Origin of the sequence: Mycobacterium sp. UNC410CL29Cvi84 (assembly GCF_000686745.1) — a bacterium.
GTDB lineage: Bacteria > Actinomycetota > Actinomycetes > Mycobacteriales > Mycobacteriaceae > Mycobacterium > Mycobacterium mucogenicum_B.
Map to the genome: position 1 here is coordinate 535,003 of NZ_JMLM01000001.1, position 23,163 is coordinate 558,165.

Sequence of the window (23,163 nt, forward strand, 5' to 3'; positions counted from 1 at the left end):
CCGAACCGCCCAGACCCAGTCTCGTCTCGGATCTAGAGAATGTGGACGACTCAGAACTTGTCTCAGCTAAACAGGCTTGCTCGCCTCAAAAACCTGCTGCCAGGTACTGGAGCTTGTGAGGCGCGGTCGGGCGTGGCGGTAGGTGCGGCGCATCCTTGGAAATGCGGTGCTGACACGGATGCCGAGCCCGACTGATTCGCGCAGCAGGGCGAACATTTTGGCCCGGTCGCGCTGACGGTAGACCACGCCGCGCCCGTCGGCGGTTGTCACGGTCACCCCGTCGACTTTGCAGAGCGAGAACCACCGCGCGTCCTGCGTCGCGACGTTGATCTGCGGACGCTGATGATGGATGGGGTCGTGCGGCTTGAGCTGGTGCACGACACCGCGGCTCAGCCGAGTGACGATCGCCAGCGGGTTGGTCGGGATGTTGACCTTCCTGCGCCACTTCTTGTCCGACGGCGCGGGCAGCGCCGTCGCGCTCTCCAGCACCACCGTGTCCGGGTACTGTGCGCGCAACTTGCGGACGTCGGGTAACGCGGACTCCAGGATCGAGAAGATGCGGTCGGGCCCGGCCAGGAAGTCGTTCATCGCCCTGTTCTGGATGGCGACGGTCGAATACTCAAGGCAGATAAGGTGTTTGATCGTCGCCTTGAAGTGACTGGCCACCAGGCCGCGAATGTTGCCGTCCCAGTGCATGGCCGCGACGACGAGTCGGTTGCGCAGGTGGAAATACGCCTGCCAGTCGATGGCGTCGTCCTTGTCACTCCAGGCCATGTGCCAGATCGCCGCACCCGGCAGCGTCACCGTCGGATAGCCGTGTTCCCCGGCGCGCAGCCCGTATTCGACGTCGTCCCACTTGATGAACAGCGGCAGCGGCTGACCCAACTCCTCGGCGACCTGGCGCGGGATCATGCACATCCACCAGCCGTTGAAGTCGACGTCGATACGACGGTGCAAGAGCCTGCTGCGGTACTCCTCCTCGTCGCTGAGCCGGTACTTGGCGAAGTTGTGGTCGTATTCGGTGTTGACCGCTCCCGACCACATGAAGTTCTCGGAGTCGACCATCTCACCCATCACGTGCAGGTGCGAGGGCTCCTGCAGGTTGAGCATTTGGCCGCCGACGAGCGTGGGCACCTTCGCGAACCGGTTGAATGCCAGCGCCCGCAGGATCGAGTCGGGTTCAACGCGGACGTCGTCGTCCATGAACAGAATCTGTTCGCAGTCGGTGTGTTTCAGCGCCTCGTACATGACCCGGCTGTAGCCGCCGGACCCGCCGAGGTTGGGCTGATTGTGAATGGACAGCCGATTGCCGAGCGCGGCCGCAGCAGCGTCAAACCCGGGATGATCCTTGGCCTTCTTGGTGCCCTGATCCGAGACGATGACGGCGCTGATCATCTCGTCGACCGCGGGGTCCGAGGTCAGTGCGGCGAGTGCGTTGACGGCGTCCGACGGCCGGTTGAACGTCGGGATGCCGACGGCGATGTTCGCCCTCCCGGGCGCGGCGATCGGCGCGTACCAGCCTGCGTGGTGCAGCGTGGACTTCGCGTCGGTGGTGATGTCGAACCAGATCCAGCCGCCGTCCTCGAACGGGGTCAGCTCGATCTCGACCTCGAGCACCGCGGGCTCACCCTCGGTCGCGCTGTGGATCGGGGCGCCGCCGACGGTGATCCGGGCGCCGGTGGACTTGGAGCGGTAGACGTCGACGCGAGCACTGCCGGTCAACTCGACGCGCAGCACGACCGATTCCAGGATCGACCAGCGCCGCCAGTAGCTGGCAGGGAACGCGTTGAAGTACGTCGCGAACGAGACCTCGGACTCGGCGCCGATCTCCAACGTCGTCCGGGTGGGCGCGTGGGCCCGCCGTGCGTTGGTCTCCGATTCCTCTATGTAGAGCTTGCGAACGTCGAGCGGCTCACCGGGGCGCGGCAGGATGATGCGGGCCAGTGGGCTGACCGCCCGTGACTGCCCGGCCTCCAACGCGCCCGACGAGACATCTGCGAAAACCAGCTCAGACATACCCGCGATTAGACCACCACCAAACAACTCTCGTTCCTAGCGAAACGAGCATGGTCAGAATCTGCCTCGGCCCTGCATCTCAATTTTGGTGTCACCACCATCGATCGCGGTGAACAACGGCGTCGGCGAACAATGCCACTCCAGCTACCAGGAATAAGAGGCGCACCCCGATCGGCCCGTATCGGGTGAGACTTCGCACCAACCAGCGCTGCGCCTGGTCGGCCCGTTTACTTCGGCTGGTGGATAGGCCGAGGAGCACCATGCACGGCAACATGGTGAGGACTGAGTACACGATCACGATTACTGGCCAGGTCGGCGGCCGCGGATGCAGGGCTGAAATCATTGCCAGGCCCGCCAAGTAGGGAACAGCAGTAGGAGCCTGGCCGAGACCGATTGCGGCGCCAAGGAATCCGAGCAACCACGGGCGCTGGCGCATCGCCGCCAGGGCCCAGCCTGGCGCAGTCGTTTGGGCAACCAGCGGGAAGAACGCCAGCAAGATCAGCACCAGCCCCAGCACCATCTCGCCCCAGTACCTCACTGGAGGAGTCAGATGGAAGCTGGTCAGATCGGTGAGTAATCCCAAGCCGAGCACGACGCACAGGCCGAAAGTGGTAGTTACCGCGAGGACCCCGGCAATGAAGCTCACTCCACCCGGGAGCGCAGACTGACGATTCAATCGACTGCCGTAGATCACTGCCGAGACGACGCCGATGTTCAGGACGTTGAGCGAGTCGAGGAACGCCAAACCCGCCAATGTCAGCAGCAGCGCCGTCATCGTCGCGTTTCCCCCGACACCCTTAGAGTGTCGGCAAGGGTGCACCGAAACGTTCGCGATGAACGTCTCATTCACCATACGGCGCCTGGCCGAAAAGTAAGCAAACGATAAGACCGTGTCGGTCGCCGAGGGTTGCTTAGTGCGTCACCCGCGATGTCGGATCGATTGCACGAGGACGGGTTATCTCTTATCTAGAGACACGAGACGCCTCAGATCCTGTCTTGTGAGGACCCGGCTGAAGCTAAAGGCGGCACGCCGCAAGCTCAGTGGCCAGAATCGCGACTGCGCCGAGGGCCTTGAGCTTGTCCATGGTGAGGTTGAGGCCAGTGCGTGCCACCAGAGCTCGCACCGCCACCCAGCCGTCATCGGCCAGCGGTGAAACCGTTGGTGATTCAATGCCAGGAGTGAGCGCACATGCCTGCACCAGTGCCGTTCGGGGGCAGTCGTAGTCGACCATGACGTATCGGCGCGCGGTCAGAACTCCTTGGAGGCGCTCGACCATCACCCGGATTGCCTCAGTCGCGTCATCGTTGAAAGATTTGGTGCTGCTCTTAATCAGGACGGCTTCCGAAAGCAGCAAGGGTTGCCCGAAGGCGATCAGACCCGCATTGTCTAGTGAGGTCCCTGTCTCCACCACATCAGCGATTGCGTCGGCCAAGCCTAGGGCTACTGCGTTTTCGACCGCGCCCTGCAACTCGACTATTGTCGCCGAGACACCTACTTGCGCTAGATGTTTGGCAACCAATTTCGGATAGGAAGTGGCAACTGAAAGCCCGTGCAGCTCCGCTGGCGTGGTAGGGCCGCCGGGACGGGCGGCGAAGAAAAATCGCGATCGCGCGAACCCGAGGTCCATGACGGTGTCGGCCGCGACGTCGGCATCCTCGAGCAGATCACGGCCGGTGATGCCCAGATCTAGAGTGCCCGAACTGACATAGACCGCGATGTCGCGCGGACGTTGGAAGAAGAACTCGATGCCGTTGTCGGGGTCGAAGCAGTTCAATTCCCGATCCCCAGCGCGAGGCAAGGCATAGCCGGCGTCGGCTAACAGCCCAAGGGCGGACTCGCTCAAAGAGCCCTTGTTCGGCACGGCTACACGCAGGAGGGACATCCAGTAGATGTTGGATACTCGCAGCCCGTCGGTCCAGCGAATTTCCGAAGAGCTTCCGCGCCGCGAGCGCCTTCGGGGGAGCCAATCACGCCGATGAACTTCACCTCGTTTCACTTCTAGAGAATCGAGACAGCCAGATCGCAACAGCTTGGGCAGCCCACGCGGTTGTGACATTGCTTGATATCTGGGGCAATTGGTGACATCGGTGGGACATCGATTTTGAGAATGTGACGTCACGTTTGAGAACGGACAGACAACCGAACCTCGCCGTTCAAGCCTCCGCCTATATCTACTTGCATCTATATAGACGTCTAGGCATACTGACTTCATGGACGTGTTCGAAGCGGTTGCCGAACCGAACCGGCGCGCACTGCTCGACGTACTCGCCGAGGGCGAACGCACCGCGGGCGAGCTGGTCGCCACCCTCCCCGGACTGACCCAGCCGACGGTCTCCCGTCACCTCCGGGTGCTCCGGGAAGTCGGACTGGTCGAGGTGCGGCCCGATGCCCAACGACGCATCTACGCGCTACGCGCCGACGGTCTGGTCGAGATGGACCAGTGGATCGATCGCTACCGCCGCTACTGGACCAACCATCTGGACGCCCTTGAGCGCCATCTGGATTCGACATTCGAGGAGGAACATGACAACCGATGAACTCGAGGGCGTCGTCACGGTCGACGGTGACCGCGCAACGCTCACATTCGAGCGGCGCCTGAAGCACCCCGTCGAGCGGGTGTGGGCCGCGATCACCGAGCCCGCGCATCGCGACATCTGGATGGGCAAGACCGTCATCGACGGACGTGAGGGCGGCTCGATCGAGACGGTCGCCTCCGGCCCGCCCGTGCCACCGGACATGAAGCGCATGACGGGCCGCATCCTGGTCTGGGATCCGCCACACGTGTTCGAACATGAATGGCACCAACAGATCGTCGAACCCGGCGTGGTCCGCTACGAACTCACCGCCGACGGCACCGGCACCCTGCTCCGCATGACCCATCGCGGCCTCGGTGTGCCCAACGCCAACGGATTCCGGCCTGGCACACAGGCTTTCCTCGACCGGCTGCAGGCGCTGCTCGACGGCACTCCCCTGCCCGGCTGGCTGGAGCGATACGCCGAGATCGCCGGGCACAGCCCGCTCGACGCCCCACCCGCAGGTCCCAACACCTAGGAGCACACGATGTCGGACAACACCTTTCACGACGCCCCATCGGTGGCTGTCGCCTACCAGTCCGGGTTCGGCCACACCGCGTTCCTCGCCGAGGCAGTCGCCGCCGGAGCCAGGTCGGCCGGCGCGGCCGTCACCCCGATCCGGTTGGGTGATCTCACCGAAGAGGATTGGCAAACACTGGACACCGCGGACGCGATCATCTTCGGCACTGCCACCTACATGGGCAACGTGTCGGCGGCATTCCAGACGTTCGCCGAGCAGACCGGCCGCCGGTGCCAGCAGGGCACATGGCGCGACAAGGTCGCCGCCGGATTCACCAACTCCGGGAGCAAGAGCGGCGACAAGCTCAATTCGCTTGTCTCGCTGGCGGTGTTCGCCGCCCAGCATCACATGCACTGGGTGAACCTGGGCCTGGGTCCGGGCTGGAATCACTCCACCGCAAGCGCGGACGAACTGAACCGGCTGGGCTTCTGGCTCGGCGCCGCAGCGGCAACCGACGTCGATGCGAACCCCGACCAGGTGCACCCGTCCGATGTCGCGACGTGCGAGCACCTGGGCCGGCGGGTCGCCGAGGTCACCCGGCAACTGGTCGCCGGACGTGTTGCGGCACAGGCTGTTACGGAGCCCGTTACTGCAGGGGCCTGAGCCCCTCGAGCATCGTGGGCACCAACTCGGCGACGGTCGGGTGGATGTGCACGGTGTGCGTCATGGTGGTGTACGGGGCTTTGGCGGCCATCAGATCGAGGATGCAGTGCACCACCTCATCACCGCCGACGCCGAGAATGGACGCGCCGAGAATCTGGTTGGTCTCGGCGTCGACCACGACCTTCATGAAACCCTGTGTCTCCCCTTTTTCGACCGCGCGGCCGACGCGGGTCATCGGCCTCTTGCCCACCAACGCTTTTCGGCCCGACTCCCGAACCTGGGCCTCGGTCAGGCCGGCCCGCCCGAGCGGCGGATCGATGTACAGGGCGTAGGTGGGGATGCGGTCGCTGACGCGGCGGGGTTCGTTGTCGAGCAGGTTGGCGGCGACGATCTCGAAGTCGTTGTACGACGTGTGGGTGAACGCGCCCTTACCGTTACAGTCGCCCATGGCCCAGATGTGGTCGACGGTGGTCCGCAACTGATCGTCGACGGTGATGTATCCCCGCGAATCCGTCGCCACCCCGGCCTTTTCGAGACCGAGGTCGTCGGTGTTGGGCACCCGGCCGACCGCGACCAGCAGGTGCGAGCCCGATACGACGGCGCTGCCGGTGCTGACCGCCACCCCGTCACCGTCTTTGGCCACCCGAATGTCACTGGCGCCCAGATGGACTGTGATGCCCTCATGTTCGAGGATGTCCTTGATGGCGGCGCAGACGTCGTCGTCTTCGCGTGAGGCGAGCCGTGGTCCCCGCTCGACCACCGTGACCTCGGCGCCGAAGCGGCGGAACATCTGCGCGAACTCCAGACCGATGTAGCTACCGCCGATGATCACCAGATGCTCTGGCACCGTGTCGAGTTCGAGGATGCCGACGTTCGTGAGGTAGTCGACGTCGGACAGACCGGGGATGTCCGGCGCCGTCGCGCGGCCGCCGGTGTTGAGGAAGATCTGTTTGCCGGTGATCTGTTGGTCGCCGACCTGGAGGGTGTGCGGGTCGAGAAAGCGTGCGTGGCCGCGCAGCAGCGTGCAGCCGTCCATGCCCTCCAGCCAGCTTTCGACGCCCTCACGGTCTGCGGTGACGATCCCGTCCTTGCGGCCCTTGACTTTCGCCATGTCGACGGTGACATCGCCGGTGCCGATGCCGTATGCGGCACCGCGGCGGGCCAGGTGTGCGGCGTAGGCGCTGGCGACCAACGTCTTCGTCGGGATACAGCCGTAGTTCACGCACGTGCCGCCGACGAGCTTGCGTTCGATGACGGCGACAGTCCGGCCGGCCTCGGTGAGTCGGCCGGCCAGAGGCGGTCCCGCTTGTCCCGCGCCGACGATGATGGCGTCGAACGCGGTGGCCTCAGACGACGACATACGGACCGATGGCACTCAGTACGACGGCCGCGATCGCGAAGCCACCACCGACCGCAAGCACATCCTCGGCGAGCGCCACCGGCAGGTCGTGTCCGCCGTTGCGCGCCACCAGGATTCGGCGCGCATGAAAGCCTGCCAGCGTCCCGATGACCGCACCGATCATGCCGCCGCCCATCCCGATGAACGTGTGGTGCCACCCGGCGCCGATGACCGCACCGGCGAACGCACCGGTGAACAACCGGGCCCCGAACTGCGACGGCACCGTTCGCGCCGGCGTCTTGGGCAGCTGATCGGTGATCAACTCGACCACCAACAGGATCGTCAGCACCGTCACCGTGATCCAGTTGCCGACCCATTCGGCCCAGGTACCCACCAGCGGCAACCAGCCGAGCTTGGCACCCCAGGCCACCACGGCGGGTGGAGTCAGCGCCCGCAGGCCCGCGACCACACCAATGAGTAAGGCGAACAGCAGAACCAGCGCTTGCGTCACGTGACCCTCCGTCAGATTGCGGACCTCACGGCGACGCTAACACCGGCACGGGTCAGAAGCGACAGAACCGGATATCGGACGCCAAGATCGCCTTCGCCCCGATGGCCGCCAGCTCATCCATGATGGCGTTGACCTGGCGCCGCGGCACCAGCGCGCGCACCGCGACCCAGTCTGCGTCGGCCAGCGGCGCGATGGTCGGCGATTCTAGACCCGGCGTGATGGCCGTTGCCTGCTCCAAAACGCTGCGCGGGCAGTCATAGTCGAGCATCAGGTACTGCTGCCCGAACACGACGCCCTGGATGCGGGCCGCGAGCTGGTCGCGAGCCGGGTCCGGCGCGACGTCGGCGCGCTCGATGAGAACTGCTTCCGAATCGCACAGCGATTCACCGAAAGCCACCAGGTTGTGCAGCGCCAGGGTCCGTCCGGATCCGACGACGTCCGCGATGGCGTCAGCGACACCGAGCTGGATCGAGATTTCCACCGCGCCGTCGAGGCGGATCACCGTGGCGTCAATCCCCTTGTCGGCCAGGTCTTTCCGCACCAGGTTCGGGTAGGCGCTGGCAACGCGCTTGCCGGCCAGGTCGGCGACGGTCCAGTCCCGACCCTTGGGTGCGGCATAACGGAATGTCGAGGATCCGAACCCCAGGGCCAACCGCTCGTTGACGGGTGCCATCGACTCGGCGGCCAGGTCGCGACCGGTGATGCCGAAGTCCAACTGCCCGGAGCCCACGTAGATAGCAATGTCCTTGGGGCGCAGGAAGAAGAACTCGACCTTGTTCACCGGGTCGACGACCGTCAGGTCCTTGGGATCGGTACGGCGGCGGTATCCGGCTTCGGACAGGATGTGGGCGGCGGACTCGCTGAGCGCGCCCTTGTTCGGGACGGCGACGCGGAGCAGGCCGTTGGTCGGTGCGGCGGTCACAGCTTGCCGTACACGTCGTCGAGGGTCAGGCCGCGCTTGATCATCAATACCTGCGTCCAGTACAGGAGCTGGCTGATCTCGCCGGCCAGCTCGTCGTCGCTCTCGTGCTCGGCGGCGATCCACACTTCGCCGGCCTCTTCGATGATCTTCTTGCCCAGATGATGCACGCCGGCGTCCAACGCCGCGACGGTGCCGCTGCCGGCCGGTCGGGTCTGCGCGCGCTCACTGAGCTCGGCGAATAGCGCATCGAAGGTCTTCACGGGCTGCAATTGTTTCACGCTGCGGGCGCGGGCCGTGCACGTGGCCACCTGGGGGCAGGCTGCGGGACTACAACCGCTCTCGAAAAAACTTTGGTCACTTTGATTGCGCTGGTCACAGTGGGTAACTAACGACCCATTCGTCACAGCGAAATGTCGGCACCTCGAACTAATGTTCGAAGTATGGTTAGTGACCGGGACACCATCTTCGCCGCCTACGCGGCCGTAGAAGATGCGGTCACCGAACTCAACGCCTTCGACTACAGCGGCCTGTCGGTCGCGGACCAGTTCGAACTGCTATCCCGGCGGGAAACACTGATGCGGCGGTTCCCGGTCGCCGGCCACGCCCTGCTGGCCGGTCTGCGGGCCCAGACCACCCCGCGCGAGATCGGCGGGAAAAACTGGGCTGATGTCCTGCGGATCCGGCTGCACATCAGCAGCGACGAGGCGCGACGCCGGGTCCGCCACGGCGAACACCTCGGCCCGCGCACCGGACTCACCGGCGAGGCATTACCGCCGCTGTGGGAAGACGTGGCCGCCGCCCAGGCCGCCGGTGACCTCAACACCGAGCACATCGAAGTGATCGCCAACTTCCTCGGCGCGTTGCCGATGTGGGTGGACCTGGCCACCACCACCCAATGCCAACAGACTCTGGTGGCCGGGGCGCGGCACCAAAACCCCGAAGAACTACGCGCCGCGGCGAAGAAGTTGATGGATGAACTCGACCCGGACGGCCCCGAACCCGACGACGCCGAGCCCAACCCGAAACGCGCCATCAACCATGGCAAGCAGCGCTCCGACGGCACCAGCGAGGTCAGCGGCACCATCGATGCCGAGACCCGCGCCTACTGGGATGCGATCAACGAAAAGTGGGCCGCCCCCGGCATGTGCAACCCGGCTGATCCGGTGCCCTGCATTTCCGGGACGCCGACGCAGGAGCAGATCGACAACGACACCCGCACCCCGGCCCAACGCCGACACGACGCCTACAAGATGGTCGGCCGGATGATCCTGTCCTCCGGGATGCTCGGCGCGCTCAACGGCCTGCCCGTCACGGTGGTCGCCCGGTGCACGGTGACCGACCTCGAACGCCGGGCCGGGGTAGCGGTCACCCACACCGGCACGAAACTGCCCATCGGCGACCTCATCCGCATGGCCGGCCAAGGTGCCCGCCACTATCTGGCCGTGTTCGACCACCACACCCACATCCCGCTCTACCTCGGTCGAGCCCGGCGCACCGCCACACCCGGCCAGCGACTGGCCCTGTTCGCCGCGCACCTGGGCTGCACCCGCCCCAACTGCACCGCCCCCGCCTCCCGCAGCCAAGCCCACCACCTGATCCCGTGGAAACACGGCGGAACCACCGACATCACCAACCTCACCCTGGCCTGCGGCCCCGACAACCGCGCCGCCGACACCGGAGGCTGGACCACCACCATGGGCCCCGACGGCAGAACCCACTGGACCCCACCACCACTACTCGATGTCGGCCAACCAAGGACGAACCACTACCACCACCCCACCCTGTATCCGACCGAGGGGGAAGAAGCCGATGGTGAAACAGACAGTCCTACAGACTGATACGGCGCGATGAGCTGGTCGCGCCGGGGCGGCGACCGCTCTGGCGCGGCAGATCGAGCGTCAATACCGTGGGCATCGGCCATCTGGTGGAGATTCACGGTGTTCGAGGCCGGATTCAGCCCGTCAGGTCAGCCGAGTCAGCCACATCAGCTACACGGCACACCCAGCGGGCTCACTTCGCCAGCAACTCGGCGTGCATATCTTCCAGCGCAACACCTTTGGTCTCGCGAACCCACTTGGCGACGAACACCAGCGACAGGAACGCGCACAGCGCGTAGAAGCCGTACGCGACGCCGAGCATGCTGCGCAGTTCGGGGAAGGTGACGGTGATCGCCCAGTTGGCGACCCACTGGCCGGCCGCAGCGAGACCCAGCGCCGCGGCCCGGATGCGGTTGGGGAACATCTCCCCCAGCAGCACCCAGACCACCGGTCCCCAGGACATGCCGAACGCGACCACGAACAGATTGGCGGCGACGAGGGCGACTGGTCCCTCGACGCCACTGAGCTGCGGCACCCCGTTCACCTGTGGTGCGGTGCCGAAGATGACCGCCATGGTGGCGAGCGTCAGCGTCATGCCGGCGGAGCCGATGAGCAGCAGCGGTTTGCGACCGATCTTGTCGATCAGCATGATCGCGATGACCGTCGTCAGGATGTTCACCACCGACGTGATGACAGTGATCAGGAACGACGAGCTCTCGTCGAAACCGACGGCCTCCCACAGCACATTCGAGTAGTAGAAGATCACGTTGATCCCGACAAACTGCTGGAACACCGACAGCGCCAGACCGACCCAGACGATGCCGTAGAGGCTCAGCGGTCCCCCGCCGGGCTTGCACATGTCGCGCCACGTGGGCTTCTCTTCGGACTCGAGCGTCTGCTGGATGCGACCGATGGTGATCTCGAGGTTCTTCTCCCCCAGCAACGTGGTGAGCACCTTGCGTGCTTCCGGAATGCGATGGGTGGCAACCAGATAACGCGGGGACTCGGGAATGGTGAAGGCCAGCAGGCCGTACACGGCGGCGGGGATGGCCATCAGGATGAACATCCAGCGCCAGGCCTCCTGGCCCAGCCACAGCATGTTGCTCGCGCCACCGGCCAGATGTGCCAGCAGTGCGTCGACCGCCAGCGACAGGAAGATGCCGCTGACGATGGCCAGCTGCTGTAGGGACCCGAGCCGGCCGCGGATGCTCGCCGGGGAGGTTTCAGCGATGTAGGCCGGCGCGATCACCGACGCGATACCGACGCCGAGACCCCCGACGACCCGGAACGCCACCAGCACCCAGATGTTCCACGCCAGCCCGGCCCCGATCGCGCTGATCAGAAACAGCAGCGCGGCCAGCTTCATCACCGAGAGCCGGCCGATCCGGTCGGCGAGCCGGCCGGCCGTCATGGCGCCGACGGCCGCACCGAGCAGCGCCGAGGCCACCGCGATCCCCAGAGACTGGTCGTCGATCGCAAAGTGCAACTGGATCGACTTCACCGCACCGTTGATGACGGCGCTGTCATAGCCGAACAGCAGACCACCGAGCGCGGCTACCGACGCTATGCGCACCGCACTGCGACCGGAGTCGAACTCCTCGCCATCGAAGATCGCTGTTGTGTCGTCACCGATCGGGCCATGGGACATCGGACGTCCTTTCGCAACGCTGCGTGGGGTGCGTCAACAATCGCACAGCAGGCCGCGCCGCAGGACCAGAACCAGCGGCTACGAACACATTTCGGTGTAGATGTCGCGGAGGTCGGAGACCCCGAGGCCGGCCAGCGACTCGATGTGCCGGCGGCGTGGTCCGTCGGGCACCTCGACATCGTTGGGCACGACGAGCACGACGCAGCCCGCGGCATCGGCGGACGTCGCACCGGTCACCGAATCCTCGATGGCCAGGCAGTCCTCCGCCGCAACCCCCAGCAGTTCGGCGGCCCGCAGGTACGGCGCCGGGTGCGGCTTACCGTCGGGCACCTCGTCGCCGCAGACCGTGACCGTGAAGTAGTGGCTACCAATGGTTTTCAGCGCCTGCTCGGTCAGTGTCCGCCGGGTGTTGGTCACCAGCGCGAGCGGAATGTCGCTGGCGGCCAACGTCTCCAGCAACTCCTGTGCACCCGGCCGCCAGGGCAGCCCCTGCTCGAACAGCTCACCGGTGTAGTCGTGCAGCCAGTCCGCGGACTCGGCCATGGACTCCGGCGTCGGGTCCAGGCCGAGGTCGTCGTAGACGATCCGCATGACGTTCTCGGCCGAGCCGCCGACCGTCGTCTCCCGCACGGCGTCGGTCAGCACCCCGCCCTTTTCGGCGTAAAAGGCGTGCATCGCGACATCCCACAGCTTTTCGGAGTCGACGAGCGTGCCGTCCATGTCGAACAGGACAGCTTTGAACATCTACCTCAGTCCTCCGGGTTGTAGCCGAGGTTGGGCGCGAGCCAGCGCTCGGCTTCCTTCAAGGTCCAGCCCTTGCGCCGCGCGTAGTCGGCGACCTGGTCCTGGGCCAAGCGGCCGACCACGAAGTACTGCGACTGCGGGTGCGAGAAGTACCAGCCGCTGACGGCGGCACCGGGCCACATCGCCATCGACTCGGTCAGCTCGATACCGGTCCGCTCGGTGACGTCCATCATGGAGAACAGCGTCGTCTTCTCGGTGTGCTCGGGGCAGGCCGGGTAGCCCGGCGCCGGGCGGATGCCGACGTACTTCTCCCCGATGAGCGCCTCGTTGTCGAGCTGCTCGTCGGGCCGGTATCCCCAGAACTCCTCGCGCACGCGCTGGTGCATCCGCTCGGCGAACGCCTCGGCAAGCCGGTCGGCGACCGATTCCAGCAGGATGGCGCTGTAGTCATCGAGCGCCGCTTTGAATTCGGAGATCTTGTCGGCGCTACCCAGCCCGGCAGTGACCGCGAAGGCGCCGACGTAGTCGGCCAGACCCGTGTCCTTGGGCGCGATGAAGTCACCCAGCGACTTGTTCGGGATGCCGTCGCGGTGCTCGCCCTGCTGACGCAGGTTGTGCAGCGTGGTGAGCACCTCGGTACGGGTCTCGTCGGTGTAGACCTCGATGTCGTCGCCGACGGCGTTGGCCGGGAAGAAACCGATCACGCCGTTGGCGCGCAGCCACTTCTCCTTGATCAGGGTGTCGAGCATCTCCTGGGCATCGTCGTACAGCTTGCGGGCGGCCTCACCCGATGCCGGGTTGTTGAGGATGTCGGGGAACTTGCCCTTCATCTCCCAGGCGTTGAAGAACGGCTGCCAGTCGATGTACTCACGGAGCTCGGCCAGGTCGTAGTCGAGGAACTCGCGAACGCCGACGCCCTGGGCCGGCACCGGCGGTGTGTAGCCGTCCCACTCGATCGGCGTGCGGTTGGCGCGCGCCTTCTCCAGCGTCAGCATCGGCCGCTCGTTCTTCTGCGAGTGCCGTTCGCGAAGGGCCGCGTAGTCCTTCTCGGTGGCCTCCATCAAGGCGGGACGCTGCTTGTCGTCGAGCAGCGCGGCCGCCACCGGCACCGAGCGCGACGCGTCCTTGACCCAGACCACCGGACCGCTGCGGCGCGGCGAGATCTTCACGGCCGTATGCGCGCGCGAGGTCGTCGCACCGCCGATCAGCAGCGGAATCTCGAGGCCCTCGCGCTCCATCTCGACGGCGAAGTTCACCATCTCGTCGAGTGACGGCGTGATCAGGCCAGACAGCCCGATGATGTCGGCGTTGTGCTCCTTGGCGGCGTCCAGGATCTTCTGGGCCGGCACCATCACACCGAGGTCGATAACCTCGAAGTTGTTGCACTGCAGGACGACCCCGACGATGTTCTTGCCGATGTCGTGGACGTCGCCCTTCACGGTCGCCATCACGATGGTGCCGTTGGTGTCCTTGCTGTCAGCCGTCCCGTTCTCGGCCTTCTCCGCCTCGATGAACGGCAGCAGGTACGCCACGGCCTTCTTCATCACGCGGGCCGATTTCACGACCTGGGGCAGGAACATCTTGCCCGCACCGAACAGGTCACCGACGACGTTCATGCCGTCCATCAGCGGGCCCTCGATCACCTCGATGGGCCGGCCGCCGGCGGCGGCGATCTCGGCGCGCAGTTCCTCGGTGTCGTCATCGACGTGGGCGTCGATGCCCTTGACCAGGGCGTGCGTGATGCGCTCACGGACCGGCAGGCTGCGCCACTGCGCCGCGACCGGGTCCTCTTCCTTGCCCTTGGTGTTGAACCGCTCGGCGATCTCCAGCAGCCGCTCGGCCGCGTCCTCGCGCCGGTTCAGCACGACGTCCTCGATGCGGTCCCGCAGTTCGGGGTCGATCTCGTCGTACGGCACCAGCGCACCGGCGTTGACGATGCCCATGTCCAGGCCCGCCTTGATGGCGTGGAACAGGAACACGGCATGGATCGCCTCACGCACCGGGTTGTTGCCGCGGAACGAGAACGACACGTTCGAGATACCGCCCGAGATGTGGACGCCGGGCAGGTTCTCCTTGATCCAGGCGCACGCCTCGATGAAGTCGATGCCGTAGGTCGCGTGCTCCTCGATGCCGGTCGCCAGCGCGAAGCAGTTCGGGTCGAAGATGATGTCCTCGGCCGGGAAGCCGACCTCCTCGGTCAGAATCCGGTACGCGCGTCCACAAATCTCCTTGCGGCGCTCCAGGTTGTCGGCCTGCCCCTGCTCGTCGAAGGCCATCACGACGACGGCGGCGCCGTACTTACGGCACAGCCGCGCCTCCCGGATGAACTTCTCCTCGCCCTCCTTCAGGGAGATCGAGTTGACGATCGGCTTGCCCTGCACGTTCTTCAGGCCGGCTTCGATGACCTCGAACTTGGAGGAGTCGATCATCACCGGCACGCGGCTGATGTCGGGCTCGGCCGCGATCAACTTGGTGAAGCGGTCCATCGCGGCGACGCCATCGATCATGCCCTCGTCCATGTTGATGTCGATGACCTGCGCACCGACCTCGACCTGCTGCAGCGCGACCGACAGCGCGGTGTCGTAGTCCTCGGCCTTGATCAGGTTGCGGAACCTGGCCGAACCGGTGATGTTGGTGCGCTCACCGATGTTGACGAACAGCGAGTCTTCGGTGATGTTGAGCGGCTCCAGCCCCGACAGTCGGGTGGCCACCGGGATCTCCGGCAACTCGCGAGGCGCCTTGCCCTCGACGACCTTGGCGATCTCGGCGATGTGCGGCGGCGCGGTGCCGCAGCAGCCGCCGACCAGGTTCACCAGACCGGCCTCGGCGAACTCCTCGATGTAGCCGGCCTGACGCTCCGGGGACTCGTCGTACTCGCCAAAGGCGTTGGGCAGACCCGCATTCGGGTAGCAGGAGACGAAGGTGTCCGCGATACGCGCCACCTCGGCGATGTACGGGCGCATCTCGGGCGCGCCGAGGGCGCAGTTCAGGCCGACCGCCAACGGCTTGGCATGCCGGATCGCATTCCAGAACGCCTCGGTGACCTGACCGGACAGGGTGCGGCCGGACGCGTCGGTGATGGTGCCCGAGATGATCAACGGCCAGCGGCGGCCGCGCTCCTCGAACAGCGTCTCGATGGCGAACACCGCGGCCTTGGCGTTCAGCGAGTCGAAGATCGTCTCGATGATGAGAATGTCGGCGCCACCGTCGACGAGGCCGTTCGCCGCTTCGAGGTAGGCCGCGACCAGCTGGTCATAGGAGACATTGCGGGCGCCGGGATCGTTGACGTCGGGCGAGATCGACGCGGTCCGCGTCGTCGGGCCCAGGGCGCCGGCGACGTAGCGCGGCTTCTCCGGGGTGCTGAACTCGTCGGCGGCCTGACGGGCCAGGGCGGCGCCGGCGTAGTTCAGCTCGTAGGCGAACTCCTCCATGCCGTAGTCGGCGAGCGAGACCGCGTTCGCGTTGAACGTGTTGGTCTCGAGGATGTCGGCGCCCGCCTCGAGGTACTCGCGGTGGATGCCCTCGATGATCTGCGGCTGCGTCAGGGTGAGCAGGTCGTTGTTGCCGACCAGATCGCTCGGCCAGTCCTTGAACCGTTCGCCGCGGTAGCCGGCCTCATCGGGGCGGTCACGCTGGATCGCCGTGCCCATCGCGCCGTCGATGACCATGATCCGCTGACCCAGCGCAGCCGTGAGTTCGGCGGTGCAGTCCGGGCGGATGTTCGGCACGAAGGTTTTCACCGGGGCGGCAGTCACATGCGTTCCTTCCATTGCGGAAGGCGTCCTTAACTCTGCCGAGCGTGGCGGACACCGGAAAACCCGGATCCGTTGCAACGCCTCTCGACGCCAAAGAGTCTACGTCGTCAGCTGACAGACGTTCGGACGCCCACGTTGGACAGTCGTTTGTCCAGTGCAGTCACATCACCATGGTAGGTGGAGCCGCCAAACCGGTTTGCCGGCCCGACCCGCCCGGGGGTAGCACTCGCGGGTGCCGATAAGGGCTTACGCTGGCGTTGTGAGCCCGTCCGACCGGCCCTTGCCACAGGGACTTGACCTGCCCGAACTGCACGACGCCGTCGTCGTCGCGGCGTTCGAGGGGTGGAACGACGCCGGAGACGCCGCCAGTGACGCCCTCGAACACCTCGATGCCATGTGGGAGGCGCGGACCATCGTCGACATCGACGATGAGAGCTACTACGACTACCAGGTGAATCGCCCCGTGATCCGCCAGGTCGACGGCGTCACGCGCGAGCTGGTGTGGCCGTCGATGAGCATCTCCCACTGCCGCCCACCGGGTTCGGATCGCGATGTGGTGCTGATGCACGGCGTCGAACCGAACATGCGCTGGCGCACCTTCTGTGCCGAACTGCTGGCGATCCTGGACAAGCTGAACGTGCAGACCGTCGTCATCCTCGGTGCGCTGCTCGCCGACACCCCGCACACCCGCCCGGTGCCGGTGTCCGGCGCGGCCTACTCGGCTGATTCGGCCAAGTTCTTCGGGCTCGAAGAGACCCGCTACGAGGGACCGACCGGCATCGCCGGGGTCTTCCAGGACGCCTGCGTGCAGGCCGGTATCCCGGCCGTCACGTTCTGGGCGGCGGTTCCCCACTACGTGTCGCAGCCGCCCTGTCCCAAGGCCACCGTCGCCCTGCTGCGTCGGGTCGAGGACGCCTTGGACGTCGAGGTGCCCCTCGGCGACCTGCCGGCGCAGGCCGAGGAGTGGGAGCAGTCGGTCACCGAGATGACGGCCGACGACGAGGAGATCGCCGAGTACGTGCAGTCCCTCGAGGAACGCGGCGACGCCGAAGTCGACATGAACGAGGCGCTCGGCAAGATCGACGGCGACGCGCTGGCGGCGGAGTTCGAGCGGTACTTGAAGCGCCGCGGCCGGTAGCGCTCAGCAGCTCCGACCACGATTTACGACGCAGTTTGCTGATTACGAACGCTCACAGGTAACCCGCAATATATTTGCAGGGTTGACCACCGTCGATCCAGCCCCGCACACTGCGCCACCTGCTACTCGACAACGGATCGACCCGGTGGTTGAGCGACCGGACACAACAGGGAGGGCAGCTATGGGGGCAACCGATGCGGAAGTGGCCAGTGGCATGGCTACCAACGCAAATATCATTGTTTCCCAACGAATTTCGACAGCCGACACACAGCCGGCTTGAGCCGCGTCTGTCCCGACCTCGAGCTCGAACTCGGCATGCCGACCCAGCGGTCACGCGTGATGGAGATGAGGAACGCACACGCGCTCGATTGTGTACGAGAGCTCCTCGACCTCGATGAGAGCTCGTCGCAGTGGCTGACCGGCCGGCTGGTATTGTGCCGGTTTGGCGCCGACCTGGCCGAGGCAAATGCGGCCGGGCACATCCGCTTTCAACGCGACGATGCTGTCGCCAACTGGTGTGTATGGCAGCGCGACTCACCTGCTCGACCCACCCTCGAACGCCAGCAGGAACAGCCACTGCCCGACGGAAAAGATTGGTGGACCGTCAGCGCAACCAGGCGACATGTTTATGACGCGTTGGGCGTTGGACATCTGGCTGAGTTGCCGTTGCGCACCGCGCCGTCCTCGCCGAGTCTCATGGTCTTGCGGCGCACACAACAGTTCGACACCATCGACAGCGATGTGCTCGTGGCATCTCGGGCGACGTTGCTTCTCATCGAAACGCTGATCGACCGGCTGTTTCCGCCACTCACGACCGCTGCAGGGCTGAACGCGGACTACGCGATGGTGCTCACCGCCCGTGAACGCGAGGTTCTCGAGATGCTCAGCTACGGGCTCCTGGCACGGTCGATCGCAGCGCGGCTGCAGGTCTCCGAGCGAACTGTTCACAAACACCTTGGCAGTCTCTACCGCAAGCTCGATGCGCACGACCGGCTGCTTGCTGTGAAACGAGCGCAGTCGCTCGGCTTGTTGACGCCAACGGCGCCGCCTGCCAAACCCGTTCCGGCGAGGTAGTACTTCTACGCATATGCAGGCCTACAGCGCCGACGCACACTCAGTCCGTGAAGCACCACCTGGTGGTGAAGATGCGACGGCTCATCCCTGAGCCGCCCCGCATACCTGACTGGATTTCCTTCATCACGGACAAGTCGAGCGTGGTGACCTCGGTCAACGCCGAAGTGGATGCGGCCCTGAAGACACGAGGCTTCGTATTCTGGGTGACCCACGAGTACGCCCCCGCGCTGGATGGTTGGGCCGCACTCGAGGTGCACCACGGTCTGGATCGCACCTATCGCCTGGTGATGCAACAGACCGAGACTCGACTGCCGGACGAACTGGTGCTTGCGGTTGCTTCGCTGCCATCTGTCGAAAGCGCTCACCAACTCGAAGTCGGCGGTGCGGTGATCCCCGAACCGCAACCGATGCCGGTCGCGGCAGGACAGAGTCTGGACGACGGCCGCAGCATGATCGGACTGGACTTCGCGCGCGCACTAACCCGCGGACGCCGTGACGTTCGCGTAGCCGTACTCGACACGGGGATTAATCTCGACCATCCCGAATTGCGCGGAAAGGTAGTCGCCAAAGCCGATTTCGTGGATCTCCAAGGTCTGGACACGTCGTCGTTCGTCGGCGACTTCCTCGGCGCCGACGACGACCCCGAAGACGAGCTCGGCCACGGCACCCACGTCGCCGGCATCATCGCCGCCGAGGGTGTCCGGATGGAACCCGGCATCGCACCCGACTGCGGACTGATGGCCGTACGCGTCCTCGCCACCCTCGAAACCGGTGGGCGCAAGCAGGGTGCCGGAGTCGTCGACAACATCAACCCCGCCATCAAGTGGGCTGTCGACAACCGTGCCGATGTCATCAACATGAGCCTGGGGATCCGCCACACCGGTGGCGGGCTGCCGCACGAAGACGTGATCCGTTATGCGCTCGCGCATGGGGTGAGCGTCATCGCCGCGAGCGGAAACGACGGCACCGACACCAAGTACTACCCCGGTGCGCTGCCCGGGGTGATCGCCGTCGGGGCCGTCGGCAGCGACCGCGAGGTGACGTCGTTCACGTCGTACGGTGCCCGCATCACAGTCGTCGCGCCCGGCGTGAACATCCTGTCCAGCTTCGCCAAGGGCCACTACGCAGTCGCGTCGGGCACCTCACAGGCGGCGCCGTGCGTGGCAGGCGCCGTCGCGCTGTTGAAGTCCTTCGCCCGGGACAACGGGTCCGGGCTCGGCGTCGAGGACGTTGCCCGGATCCTCCGCGAAACGTCCGACCGGCCCGACCGCCGGCTGCGGACACTGCACGCCGGCTACGGCGTGATCAACATGACCGACGCCTTCAAATGGCTTATGGCGTCACTGAATTGAAGTCCCCCAGGGCCGAGGCCCGAAGTGACACGGCACGCAGGAGATTCCCATGACGACACCGACCGGTTCCGAATTCGAGCCGCGCGTCATCGCACCCCAGGGGTTCAGGCTCCGGCGGGCCAACGCCACGATGACCGGCTTCACGCCGGCCGTGGATTCCTTCGTGGAAGACAGGTTGGACGAGCTCGACGCCTTGCTCAAGAAACGGATCATCCCCAAGGGGCCCAGAACGAGGGACGTCCTCGTCGAGTTGCTCAAATCCCCGCTGACGGCGCGCCGCGCATCGAGCGGCGTGGGCAAGTGGGCTGACGGCAGCCTCGCCGACCGGCTCCGTGACCAGCAGCCGAACCCCGCCGAACAGACGATGCACGAGGTGATCGACGAGGACCCCGCGTTGGCACGTATGCGCTACCGCTTCGACGAAAGCCTCGACGCGCGGCGAACCGGTCTGGACATCAACGCGCGAACAGTCCTGGACCGCGCCAGCGTCCGGGACCTGCTCGTGCTGCAGGCCTCGCTGATCCTCGGCATCACATCGCAGTCCGCACTGCTGAACTTCGTCTTCACCAATCCGACCGGAGTGCCACAGATCATCCGGTACGCCGTGGTGAGCGCGGCGCGTGATCACATCCAGGACAAGCGACTTCGGGTCAGGGGCATCGACGAGGACAACAGCGAAGTCGTCGCCGCGCTGGCGAAGCTGAGCCTGTCGGAGGAATCACTGGGTACCGCGTCGATCGCAACCGCCACGTCCTTCATCGAGAGCTCGAAGTACGACGAGCTGATCGAAGAGGGCACGAAACTAAAGATCACCGATATCCCCGCGGAAATCCGGCCGCGCCTGGTGCAGTACATCAAGGAATCGACGGTCGAGGTCACCAAACAGAACGCGCCGTTCATCCTGCCGATGTATCTGGCCAAGGCCGCGACGACCAGCACCACCTCCAGCGGTGGAACGACCGACGACCCGTTCGCAGTCAGTTTCTTCGTTGAAGACAGTGCTTCCCTACAGGTTTCGACCGCGGCCGTGAAATGCGCCGCACAGCTGTACTACGTCATGGTGCTGGGCGAGGAACTCGGGGTGTTCGACGCGGTCCGCTACTTCACCCACCGCTACCTGTTCCGCGAAGGCTTCGCGGTAGAAGACCCGCGACTCCGGCGCGACCTTGAAAACTACGTCTTCTCCGAGCAATTCCCGGGCCTCGATCGCGAGACCGGGCAGGACCGGAACATGCGCTGCACGCGCGACGGTGAACGGCGTTCGTTCTACCGGCAGGTCTTCAACCACGGCACGGAACCTGTTCCGGGAGAAGGGCTTCCGAACACCGAATTCGGCAGGCTCTGGAAGATCCTCATGCTCGAATCCGCGCGCTACCTGGAGCGCGCACAGGCGAGCCCGAATCCCGACAATTACGTGTCACGGCAGAACGTCATGCAGGCGGTCGAGGACCTGCAGTACAACCTGTCGGTCACGTGCGTCGGCATGGCGACGGTGATGACGCCGCTGATGTACGCCGAACTCGACTTCGTGGTCAACCGCATCCTCGGGCACGAGGAGGTGCGCAAGCACCTGGTGCCTTCGGGTGGTTCGTGGTGGAAGGTCGTCGAGAAGCTTCAGGCCGGCCAGGGCCGCAGAGGCCGAGCTTCGGTGTTGCACAACAAAGCTCGACTTGGCTACTCGCTGCTTCGGGAGATCGCCGAATACACCCCCTCCCGGTTCGAGGAAGATGGGCCGTTCTCGGCGTTCATCAGCAACATCGATGCGTTCATCACCACGCAGTCGATCCTGCAGGAAGAGGCCGAAAGCAGCCCCGGCACAGCCGAAAACGGCGACAGCTCTTCGTATGACGATGGCTACGGGGACGACAGCAACGGGAACGGCCACGCGAACGGCAACGGCCGGCCGCCAGGTATGCCGGATGTGACGAAACTTCCTGGCATGCCAAACATTCCGGGCGTCAACGCACCATGGCCAGGATCATCGAACGGCAGTTCCCACGCGGGCATGAACGGCACACCGGTGCCGGCACGTGCGTCCGACGGGGCCGGCGACGAGTGGGACTTCTAGGGCGATTCGGCGACGGAGGCATGGCGCAAATGACCGACATCATTTCCCCCGACGGCGAGATCCTCGGGCAGGCTCGCAGCATCGCACAGAGCTGGTTGGCGACCAGCCCGGCATTCGCGAATCTCGCGTGGGAAGACCAGCAACAGGTCTACTTCGACACCGTGCGGCGAGAGGCCGACAACCTGCTCCGGCAACAGGGCCGGCCACCGCAGTATGCGGTGCCCACGGCCACTGATTCGGGAAAGGAGATGGGGTTCAAGGGTTACGACCCCGGCTTCCAAGGGTCCACCCAGGCATTCAACGAACTCGTCGATTCCGTCGACTTCCCACAGTTTGTGGCCGACCTGCTCAAGGCCGTCTTCAACGCCAACTTGAAGGTGATGAAGGAGCAGACCGACTCCTACATCAAGCTGATGAAGGAGTGCACGAAGTCCACTGCCGACTTCATCAAGAAGATCAATGATGACGACACCTTCGCCAAACTCGCTGAGAGCAAGAGCGACCAGTACAACGTGACGACCGAGCAGCAGCCCAACGGCAGCATGAAGCTCGCGCTCACCAACCCTCAGGGCGACAAGCTGGATCCCGAGGACTCCGTGGTCAAGAAGGCGATCCTCGAGACCAAACTCAACATGGCCAAGGAGCACCGCGCGGCGCTGCGCGAGGTGCTGCTGATGGGTGTGACCCGGCTGGTGGTCGACAAGGGCACCGTCGAGGCAGGTGTGGAATTCATGATCACCGCCAACCGCAAGAGCACCGCGATGCATCAGGATCAGAACATCAACACCACCACGCTGACGATGGACTACGACCCGCCACTGTTCGGTTTGTTCGGTGGGCCCAGCGGCTCGATGTCGATGACCAACACCAACATTCAGGTCAACACCTCGCAAAAGGAGGCCACCGATACCCTCTCCGCCAAGCTGACGGGCAAGGTCAACATCCAGTTCAAGACCGACTACTTCAAGCTCGACAACTTCGCGAACATGTATGCCGACGGCGGCGTCGCGGCGATCAAACCGCCGGCCGCAGGCGCCGCGGGTACCGGCGCGCTGCCCGCCGGCCGTTAGCCCATGAACTGC

The 23,163-nt window shown here is 65.2% G+C and carries 19 protein-coding genes; 9 read left to right on the top strand and 10 right to left on the bottom strand.

Translation table 11 applies throughout. The features are described from left to right. Window positions 1-66: 66 nt before the first annotated feature. The 3 genes from BR47_RS0102675 to hisG (BR47_RS0102685) form a co-directional block, all read right to left on the bottom strand. Window positions 67-2,016, bottom strand: a complete 1,950-nt coding sequence (locus BR47_RS0102675; RefSeq protein WP_029118494.1) for a glycosyltransferase — start codon at window positions 2,014-2,016, stop codon at window positions 67-69. Window positions 2,017-2,107: 91 nt separating this feature from the next. After that, window positions 2,108-2,791: a GAP family protein gene (locus tag BR47_RS0102680; RefSeq protein WP_029118495.1), complete on the bottom strand. Its 684-nt coding sequence runs from the start codon at window positions 2,789-2,791 to the stop codon at window positions 2,108-2,110. A 241-nt stretch (window positions 2,792-3,032) separates the two neighbouring features. Then, window positions 3,033-3,899, bottom strand: a complete 867-nt coding sequence (gene hisG, locus BR47_RS0102685; protein ID WP_029118496.1) for an ATP phosphoribosyltransferase — start codon at window positions 3,897-3,899, stop codon at window positions 3,033-3,035. 328 nt (window positions 3,900-4,227) lie between these two features. Here hisG (BR47_RS0102685) and BR47_RS0102690 point away from each other — a divergent pair, with 328 nt between their 5' ends. From BR47_RS0102690 to BR47_RS0102700, 3 genes are read left to right on the top strand one after another with little or no spacing between them, the layout of a single operon-like run. Further along, window positions 4,228-4,554 carry an ArsR/SmtB family transcription factor gene (locus BR47_RS0102690; protein ID WP_020103692.1) on the top strand — a complete coding sequence of 109 codons (327 nt, stop codon included), beginning with the start codon at window positions 4,228-4,230 and terminating at the stop codon, window positions 4,552-4,554. Then, a complete protein-coding gene (locus tag BR47_RS0102695) occupies window positions 4,541-5,068 on the top strand; it encodes an SRPBCC family protein (protein WP_029118497.1) in 528 nt (175 codons plus the stop codon). Before BR47_RS0102690 ends, BR47_RS0102695 begins: the two co-directional genes overlap by 14 nt. 9 nt (window positions 5,069-5,077) lie before the next feature. Then, on the top strand, window positions 5,078-5,713 hold the full coding sequence (locus BR47_RS0102700) for a flavodoxin family protein (protein ID WP_029118498.1): 636 nt from the start codon (window positions 5,078-5,080) through the stop codon (window positions 5,711-5,713). Here the strand turns inward: BR47_RS0102700 and BR47_RS0102705 are convergent. From BR47_RS0102705 to BR47_RS0102720, 4 genes are read right to left on the bottom strand one after another with little or no spacing between them, the layout of a single operon-like run. Further along, a complete protein-coding gene (locus BR47_RS0102705) occupies window positions 5,697-7,073 on the bottom strand; it encodes an FAD-containing oxidoreductase (RefSeq protein ID WP_029118499.1) in 1,377 nt (458 codons plus the stop codon). The genes BR47_RS0102700 and BR47_RS0102705 overlap by 17 nt on opposite strands. Next, window positions 7,060-7,563 carry a DUF4126 family protein gene (locus BR47_RS0102710; protein WP_029118500.1) on the bottom strand — a complete coding sequence of 168 codons (504 nt, stop codon included), beginning with the start codon at window positions 7,561-7,563 and terminating at the stop codon, window positions 7,060-7,062. Before BR47_RS0102710 ends, BR47_RS0102705 begins: the two co-directional genes overlap by 14 nt. Window positions 7,564-7,615: 52 nt before the next feature. Continuing rightward, a complete protein-coding gene (gene hisG, locus BR47_RS0102715; RefSeq protein WP_029118501.1) occupies window positions 7,616-8,461 on the bottom strand; it encodes an ATP phosphoribosyltransferase in 846 nt (281 codons plus the stop codon). Window positions 8,462-8,481: 20 nt separating this feature from the next. Further along, window positions 8,482-8,763 carry a phosphoribosyl-ATP diphosphatase gene (locus BR47_RS0102720; protein ID WP_029118502.1) on the bottom strand — a complete coding sequence of 94 codons (282 nt, stop codon included), beginning with the start codon at window positions 8,761-8,763 and terminating at the stop codon, window positions 8,482-8,484. A 162-nt stretch (window positions 8,764-8,925) separates the two neighbouring features. Between BR47_RS0102720 and BR47_RS0102725 the strand changes: the two genes are divergently transcribed. Beyond that, a complete protein-coding gene (locus BR47_RS0102725) occupies window positions 8,926-10,323 on the top strand; it encodes an HNH endonuclease signature motif containing protein (RefSeq protein WP_029118503.1) in 1,398 nt (465 codons plus the stop codon). Between the two features lie 172 nt (window positions 10,324-10,495). Here BR47_RS0102725 and BR47_RS0102730 read toward each other — a convergent pair whose 3' ends face one another. From BR47_RS0102730 to metH, 3 genes are all read right to left on the bottom strand, one after another. Next, complete coding sequence (locus BR47_RS0102730) at window positions 10,496-11,950, bottom strand: sugar porter family MFS transporter (RefSeq protein WP_020103683.1); 1,455 nt, start codon at window positions 11,948-11,950, stop codon at window positions 10,496-10,498. A gap of 78 nt (window positions 11,951-12,028) precedes the next feature. Further along, window positions 12,029-12,694, bottom strand: a complete 666-nt coding sequence (locus BR47_RS0102735) for an HAD family hydrolase (RefSeq protein WP_020103682.1) — start codon at window positions 12,692-12,694, stop codon at window positions 12,029-12,031. Window positions 12,695-12,699: 5 nt separating this feature from the next. After that, the gene (metH, locus tag BR47_RS0102740) at window positions 12,700-16,464 is read right to left on the bottom strand and encodes a methionine synthase (protein WP_051634562.1); all 3,765 of its coding nucleotides are present in this window, start codon (window positions 16,462-16,464) and stop codon (window positions 12,700-12,702) included. A gap of 265 nt (window positions 16,465-16,729) precedes the next feature. On the opposite strand from metH, the gene BR47_RS0102745 reads away from it, so the two are divergent. The 5 genes from BR47_RS0102745 (at window position 16,730) to BR47_RS29505 (ending at window position 23,151) form a co-directional block, all read left to right on the top strand. Further along, complete coding sequence (locus BR47_RS0102745) at window positions 16,730-17,587, top strand: PAC2 family protein (protein WP_155899670.1); 858 nt, start codon at window positions 16,730-16,732, stop codon at window positions 17,585-17,587. A gap of 276 nt (window positions 17,588-17,863) precedes the next feature. After that, window positions 17,864-18,661, top strand: coding sequence for a helix-turn-helix transcriptional regulator (locus BR47_RS31870; RefSeq protein WP_029118505.1), 798 nt, complete (start codon window positions 17,864-17,866; stop codon window positions 18,659-18,661). 47 nt (window positions 18,662-18,708) lie between these two features. Next, on the top strand, window positions 18,709-20,013 hold the full coding sequence (locus tag BR47_RS0102755; RefSeq protein WP_036426543.1) for a S8 family peptidase: 1,305 nt from the start codon (window positions 18,709-18,711) through the stop codon (window positions 20,011-20,013). A gap of 49 nt (window positions 20,014-20,062) precedes the next feature. Next, the gene (locus BR47_RS0102760) at window positions 20,063-22,081 is read left to right on the top strand and encodes a hypothetical protein (protein WP_029118507.1); all 2,019 of its coding nucleotides are present in this window, start codon (window positions 20,063-20,065) and stop codon (window positions 22,079-22,081) included. Window positions 22,082-22,110: 29 nt separating this feature from the next. Continuing rightward, a complete protein-coding gene (locus BR47_RS29505) occupies window positions 22,111-23,151 on the top strand; it encodes a hypothetical protein (protein WP_051634563.1) in 1,041 nt (346 codons plus the stop codon). The last annotated feature ends 12 nt before the right edge of the window (window positions 23,152-23,163 follow it).